6 protein-coding genes are annotated in these 6,369 nt (G+C 60.1%); 2 read left to right on the top strand and 4 right to left on the bottom strand.

What is annotated here, in order from left to right:
- Positions 1-201: 201 nt before the first annotated feature.
- The 4 genes from ACIOZM_RS22515 to ACIOZM_RS22500 all read right to left on the bottom strand — a co-directional run bounded on the left by ACIOZM_RS22515 (position 202) and on the right by ACIOZM_RS22500 (position 4,508).
- Positions 202-1,548 carry a sigma-54-dependent transcriptional regulator gene (locus tag ACIOZM_RS22515; RefSeq protein WP_401217386.1) on the bottom strand — a complete coding sequence of 449 codons (1,347 nt, stop codon included), beginning with the start codon at positions 1,546-1,548 and terminating at the stop codon, positions 202-204.
- Positions 1,545-3,134, bottom strand: a complete 1,590-nt coding sequence (locus tag ACIOZM_RS22510; protein WP_401217394.1) for a sensor histidine kinase — start codon at positions 3,132-3,134, stop codon at positions 1,545-1,547. Before ACIOZM_RS22510 ends, ACIOZM_RS22515 begins: the two co-directional genes overlap by 4 nt.
- On the bottom strand, positions 3,124-3,363 hold the full coding sequence (locus tag ACIOZM_RS22505) for a PP0621 family protein (protein WP_401217384.1): 240 nt from the start codon (positions 3,361-3,363) through the stop codon (positions 3,124-3,126). The genes ACIOZM_RS22510 and ACIOZM_RS22505 overlap by 11 nt, the downstream gene beginning before the upstream one ends.
- A gap of 125 nt (positions 3,364-3,488) precedes the next feature.
- Positions 3,489-4,508 carry an outer membrane protein assembly factor BamD gene (locus tag ACIOZM_RS22500; protein ID WP_401217391.1) on the bottom strand — a complete coding sequence of 340 codons (1,020 nt, stop codon included), beginning with the start codon at positions 4,506-4,508 and terminating at the stop codon, positions 3,489-3,491.
- A gap of 150 nt (positions 4,509-4,658) precedes the next feature.
- Between ACIOZM_RS22500 and rluD the strand changes: the two genes are divergently transcribed.
- Positions 4,659-5,621 (top strand): 23S rRNA pseudouridine(1911/1915/1917) synthase RluD, encoded by a 963-nt coding sequence (gene rluD / locus ACIOZM_RS22495; protein WP_401217381.1) that lies wholly within the window; start codon positions 4,659-4,661, stop codon positions 5,619-5,621.
- Positions 5,618-6,340, top strand: a complete 723-nt coding sequence (gene pgeF / locus ACIOZM_RS22490; protein WP_401217378.1) for a peptidoglycan editing factor PgeF — start codon at positions 5,618-5,620, stop codon at positions 6,338-6,340. The genes rluD and pgeF overlap by 4 nt, the downstream gene beginning before the upstream one ends.
- The last annotated feature ends 29 nt before the right edge of the window (positions 6,341-6,369 follow it).

Genomic DNA, 6,369 nt, shown 5'->3' with positions numbered 1-6,369 from the left:
TTTTGATGAGCCTTGGTTCTCGGTTACAACGCAGGACCTTGTGGGAGCTGGCTTGCCAGCGATAGCGGTGGGTCAGTTGGCAACAATTCTGGATGTGCCGACGCCATCGCGGGCAAGCCCGCTCCCACAGGTTTTGCGGTGGACATAAATTTTGTCGACGCCACGAACATTGTAGGAGTGAGCCTGCTCGCGAAGGGGCCCTCAATCCAGACCGAGTTTTTTCAATCGATAGCGCATCGACCTGAACGACAAACTCAAGCGCTGCGCCGCTGCCGTGCGATTCCAGCGGGTTTCTTCCAGGGCCTGCAAGATCAGTTTGCGTTCGACGTTTTCCAGATAGTCCTCCAGATTGTCGATCTGGGTCAGGTCCGGTACGCCGCTGTCCGCTGCGCAATTACCCTCGCTCAACCGCAGGTCTTGCGCCTCGATCGTACGGTTTTCACACAAGGTGTGCGCCCGCTCGAGGACGTTTTCCAGCTCCCGCACATTGCCTGGAAAACGATAGCCTTTGAGTGCTTCCAGCGCCTGAGGATGCAGCCGCGCAGCTGGTTGGCCGCTGCCATTGGCCAGGCGCTTGAGCATATGCCCGGCCAGCACTTCGATGTCATCGCGACGTTCGCGCAGTGAAGGCACGCGCAGTTCGATCACATTCAGTCGGTAATACAGATCCTGCCGGAAACGCTCGGCAGCGACCTCTGTTTCGAGGTCCTTGTGCGTGGCGCAAAGGATGCGCACATCAACCACGGTTTCCTGCTGACCGCCGACGCTGCGCACCGCTTTTTCCTGAATCGCCCGTAGCAGTTTCACCTGCATCGGCAACGGCAAGTCTGCGACTTCATCAAGAAACAGTGTGCCACGATGGGCTGCCTGAAACAGCCCGGGTTTGTCCTCGACTGCGCCGCTGAAACTGCCTTTGCGGTGACCGAAAAATTCGCTTTCCATCAGTTCCGAAGGAATCGCACCGCAGTTCACCGGCACAAACGGCTGACTGGCGCGTGGGCCCTGTTCGTGAATCAGTCGAGCGGCCAGTTCCTTGCCGCTGCCGGATTCGCCGCTGATATAAACCGGCGCCTGGCTGCGGGCCAGTTTGTCGATCTGTTTGCGCAGATTGCGCATCGGTAGTGAATCACCGAGCAATCGCCGGTCAATCGATGTACTGGCGACGCCTGCCGCCGGCATCTTCAGCGCGGTGCTGACCAGTTCGCGCAAGCGCGTGAGGTCCACCGGTTTGGTGAGAAAGTCGAAAGCCCCGGCCTTCAACGCGTTGATCGCCGTTTCCAGACTGCCATACGCGGTGATCATCGCCACCGGCAGTTGTGGATAACGTTGCTGTATGTGCTGCACCAACTCCAGCCCCGTGCCGTCGGGCAGGCGCATGTCGGTCAGGCACAGATCGAAGGTATTGCGCTGCAACAGTGCCTGGGCTTCGCCGAGGTTGCGCGCGCTGAAGGTGTCGAGTTTCATCCGTCCCAGGGTGATTTCCAGGAGTTCGCGGATATCCGGCTCGTCGTCGACGATGAGGATTTTTTGCCGTGGGCTCGTGTTCAACTTTGTTTCCGTCCGTGAGCAAAGGTGATGCGAAAGCAGCCGCCGCCTTGGCGTGATTTGAAGTCTAGGCGCGCTTGATTGCTTTCGCACAGCTCACGGGACAGATAAAGCCCAAGGCCTGTGCCTTGGCTGCTAGTGGTGAAGAACGGTTCGAACAAATGCGTCTGCTGATCCAGCGGCACACCGGGGCCGTTGTCCTGCACTTCAAGCACCGCCAACTGGCTCTCGGGGTCGACGAACAGCGCCAGCCAGACTTCGGCCTGATCGTGGAGCAGGGCGCTGTGGCGCCAGCCGTTGCGTAACAGGTTGTCGAGAATTTGCGTGAGCTGGTCGGGGTCCATCAGGGTCATGAAGTCACCTGAATTGATCCGCAGATGAACCTGCTGGCGCTCGGTGGCCTGCTCGCGGCTTTCTTCGACGAAGTGTTCCAGCCATGGCTTGAGGTCCAGGCGCTGCGGGGCGGCCTGCTGGCGGCGGGACAGTTGCAGGACGTTTTCAATGATTCGGTTCATGCGCTGCGAGTGATCTTGAATGATCTGCGTCAGACGCCGATCCGCGCTATCGAGTTCCTCGGATTCGCCCATTAGCTGCGCTGCATGGCTGATTGCGCCCAGCGGATTGCGGATTTCATGAGCGATACCGGCGGTGAGTCGGCCCAGCGCGGCGAGTTTCAGTTGCTGGGCTTGTTGGGCGATTTGCGCGAGGTCTTCGAGAAAAATCAGGGTTTGCTGATTGGGGCTCTGATCGAGGGCGATGAAGTTAGGTTGCAGTTCCAGACCGTTGCCGGGGATTTTCAGGCTTTGCGGACGTAGCGTCGGATTGTTCAGCCACAGTTGCAGGCGCTCGACCAACACGGGCGAAAAGTCGTCGAGTAAATGTCCTTCAAGATGCGATTGCGCCAGCAGATTCTGGGCGCCCTGGTTGGCCAGGAGCACCCGACGCTGCTCGTCGAGCACCAGAATCCCGGTGCGCATGCGCTGCAGGATCAGCGCGTTGAGGGCTTCGAGTCCCACCACTTCGCTGGCACGTTGTTCGGCAAGGTTCTCGCTGACTTCCAGGCGGCGGATCAGCCCTTGCACCAGCAGCGATGCGGCAAAACACAGTGCTCCGAGCGTGCCGGCTTGCAGGTAATCGTTGGCGCTCAGCGGATGACTGAAACTCAACAGAAAACTCAGGCCGACGATGCCGAGGGCACCAATGGCCGCAATCAGCAGGCCGATGCGTCGCCGCAGCAGGGTATTGCTGATCGCTACCGAAACGATCAGCAGGTTGCCAATCGCACTGGCTACCCCACCGGCGGCGTAAAACAGACCGCACAGCAGCAAGACATCGACCAATGCCAGGGTGAACAACTGCGACGGACGGCGGGTGTTCTCGAGGAACACCACCAGCAGAATATTCAGGATCAGATACAACCAGCTGCCGCTGCGCAGCAAGTCGTCGTTGGACGACGTCAGCAGCCGGTTGTCCATGTTGCTGGAGATCAGCAGCACCAGGGTGATGCCGACGCTCAGGCGGTAGAGGTGATAAAGGCGCAGCAGTCGCTGGGCCTGTTTGCTGTCGGCGTTGGCGGCCTCAGCGACCACTGGAACCGGGGCCTTGCTCAAGGTGAGCCTGGCTGCAATACCACTGTTGCTGAACGCTCAAGGCTCGGTCACGCGGTAAATGCACACCGCAATGGGCGCAACGCACCATCGGCGGGGCGTCTTGCTCGCGAGGGGCGTTATTGGATTGGGACGAGGCGGGCGCCTTGAATTTGCGCCACAGCCAGACCGCAGCAAATATCAGGACGATCCAGAACAGTAAACGAAGCATGATGAGCGGCTTTCCGACTAATGATTCGGCAGTTTAGCCAAGGTCCTGACAAGCGCACAGCCTATTAACGTGCGGCAATAAAAAAGGGAGATCCGAAGATCTCCCTTTTTGTGCAACCCGGTGTGTCAGTCGAACACGCCGAAGGTCATGTAGCTGAACCACGAGCGGTCGTCGTTGTTGCCAGCGGCCTCGTGTGTTTCTTCGATCACTTCGCCATTTTCGTCTTTCGGCTTGAGGTCGTTCGGGATCGCGTCTTTCGCGTCCTGGAACTGCTTTTGCACGTCCTGGTTGGCGCGGGTCTCGCCTGGCGGCAGCGGTGGACGCGATTCGATCAGGCCCAAAGTCGCCTTGCTCAGGAACGAACGGTTGTCCGCCTCGGCCACGCGTGGCACGAATTGACCGTCCTGCAGGGTCGGGTGATTCGGGTAGTTGAGCTTCAGCGTTTCCAGGCTGGTAGCCGCCAGTTCGTCCAGGTGCAGACGCTGATAGGCTTCAGTCATTACCGCCAGGCCGTCACCGACCGATGGGGTTTCCTGGAAGTTTTCCACTACGTAACGGCCACGGTTGGCGGCAGCAACATAAGCCTGACGGGTCAGGTAGTAGTCGGCCACGTGGATTTCGTAGGCCGCCAGCAGGTTGCGCAGATAAATCATGCGCTGCTTGGCGTCCGGCGCGTAGCGGCTGTTCGGGTAGCGGCTGGTCAGCTGGGCGAACTCGTTGTAGGAGTCGCGCGCAGCGCCCGGATCACGCTTGGTCATGTCCAGCGGCAGGAAGCGCGCCAGCAGGCCAACGTCCTGGTCGAAAGAAGTCAGACCTTTAAGGTAGTAGGCGTAATCGACGTTTGGATGCTGTGGATGCAAACGAATGAAACGCTCGGCGGCGGACTTTGCAGCTTCCGGCTCGGCGTTCTTGTAGTTCGCATAAATCAGCTCAAGCTGTGCCTGGTCAGCGTAGCGACCGAACGGATAACGCGATTCCAGAGCCTTCAGCTTGGCTGTAGCGCTGGTATAGCTATTGTTATCCAAATCTTGCTGGGCCTGCTGATACAGCTCGGCTTCGCTCAGGTTTTCGTCTACGACTTCCTTCGATGAGCAAGCAGCGGTCAATGCGAGGATGGCGATCAGCAGCAGGTGTTTCACTTGCATGGCGGCTTGCGTCCCTATGACGGCCGCTGTCATGGGCGTGGCCGTCCTGTAAAGATCAGCCCCCCGTAGAAAGCCTCGGGGCAAAAGACGCCGTATTTAACCACAAGCGCGCAGCCGAAACCAAAGGCTGTGCCGACGCCTAGTCAGAGCATGTCCGAGAAAATTGAACTTAGCGCAGAGGTGCCGTCCGAATTGGGCGGCCAACGCCTCGATCAAGTCGCCGCCCAACTCTTCGCTGAGCACTCTCGCTCGCGCCTTTCCGCCTGGATCAAAGAAGGTCGCCTGACTGTGGACGGGGCGGTCATCCGCCCGCGTGACATCGTGCATGGTGGTGCCATCCTTGAGCTGACCGCCGAGCAAGAAGCCCAGGGCGAATGGATCGCCCAGGACATCGAACTCGACATCGTCTATGAAGACGACGACATTCTGGTGATCAACAAACCTGCGGGCCTGGTGGTGCACCCGGCTGCCGGTCACGCCGATGGCACCTTGCTCAACGCCTTGCTGCACCACGTGCCGGACATCATCAATGTCCCGCGCGCCGGCATCGTGCATCGCCTGGACAAGGACACCACCGGTCTGATGGTGGTGGCCAAGACCATTCAGGCGCAGACGAAACTGGTGACACAGCTGCAAAGCCGCAGTGTCAGCCGGATCTACGAATGCATCGTGATTGGTGTGGTGACTGCCGGCGGCAAGATCAACGCGCCGATCGGTCGTCACGGCCAGCAGCGCCAGCGCATGGCGGTGATGGAAGGCGGCAAGCCTGCCGTCAGCCACTACCGCGTGCTGGAGCGTTTCCGTTCCCACACCCACGTTCGGGTGAAACTGGAAACCGGCCGTACCCACCAGATTCGCGTCCACATGGCGCACATCAACTTCCCGTTGGTCGGCGATCCGGCGTACGGCGGTCGTTTCCGCATTCCGCCGGCGGCGAACCTGAACATGGTCGAAACCCTCAAGAATTTCCCGCGGCAGGCTCTGCATGCGCGATTCCTTGAGCTGGACCATCCGACGACCGGTGTGCGCATGAGCTGGGAATCGGCATTGCCTGATGATTTCGTCTGGCTGCTGACCCTGCTCAAGCAGGATCGTGAGGCATTCATCGGATGAACTGGCTGACGCCGGACTGGCCTGCGCCGGCCAGCGTCAAAGCCTGCGTCAGCACCCGCGAGGGTGGTGTCAGCGAGGCGCCGTTCGACAGCCTAAATCTGGGTGATCATGTCGATGATCGCCCTGAGGCCGTCGCCGAGAACCGTCGTCGCCTGACCGATCACTTCTCTATAAAGCCTGCCTGGTTGCAGCAAGTGCACGGCATTGCCGTGGCACATGCCGATCCGGGCGTGGTTGCCACCGCTGACGCCAGTTGGACCGACACTCCAGGCATTGCCTGCACGGCAATGACCGCCGATTGTCTGCCCGCGCTGTTCTGCAACCGTGCCGGCACCCGTGTTGCGGCAGCCCATGCCGGTTGGCGCGGATTGGCGGCGGGTGTGCTCGAAGCCACGCTCGATCATCTCGATGCGGCGCCGCAAGACGTACTGGTCTGGCTCGGTCCGGCCATCGGCCCGCAAGCCTTTGAAGTCGGCCCGGAAGTGCGCGAAGTGTTCGTCAATCAATTGCCCGAGGCTGCCAAGGCCTTCGTGCCCAGCGTCAATCCCGGCAAGTTCATGGCCGATATCTACGAGCTGGCGCGTTTGCGTCTGGCCGTACGCGGTGTCACCGCTGTTTATGGCGGCGGATTCTGCACCGTGAGCGATCCACGCTTCTTTTCCTATCGCCGTGCGTCGCGCACCGGTCGCTTTGCCTCCCTCGTTTGGCTCACCCGCTAGACTGACTGATCTGCATCAACCCTCTGACG

The sequence above is a fragment of the Pseudomonas sp. NPDC087346 genome (assembly GCF_044744235.1).
GTDB lineage: Bacteria > Pseudomonadota > Gammaproteobacteria > Pseudomonadales > Pseudomonadaceae > Aquipseudomonas.
This window is presented reverse-complemented; position numbering and strand designations above follow the sequence as displayed.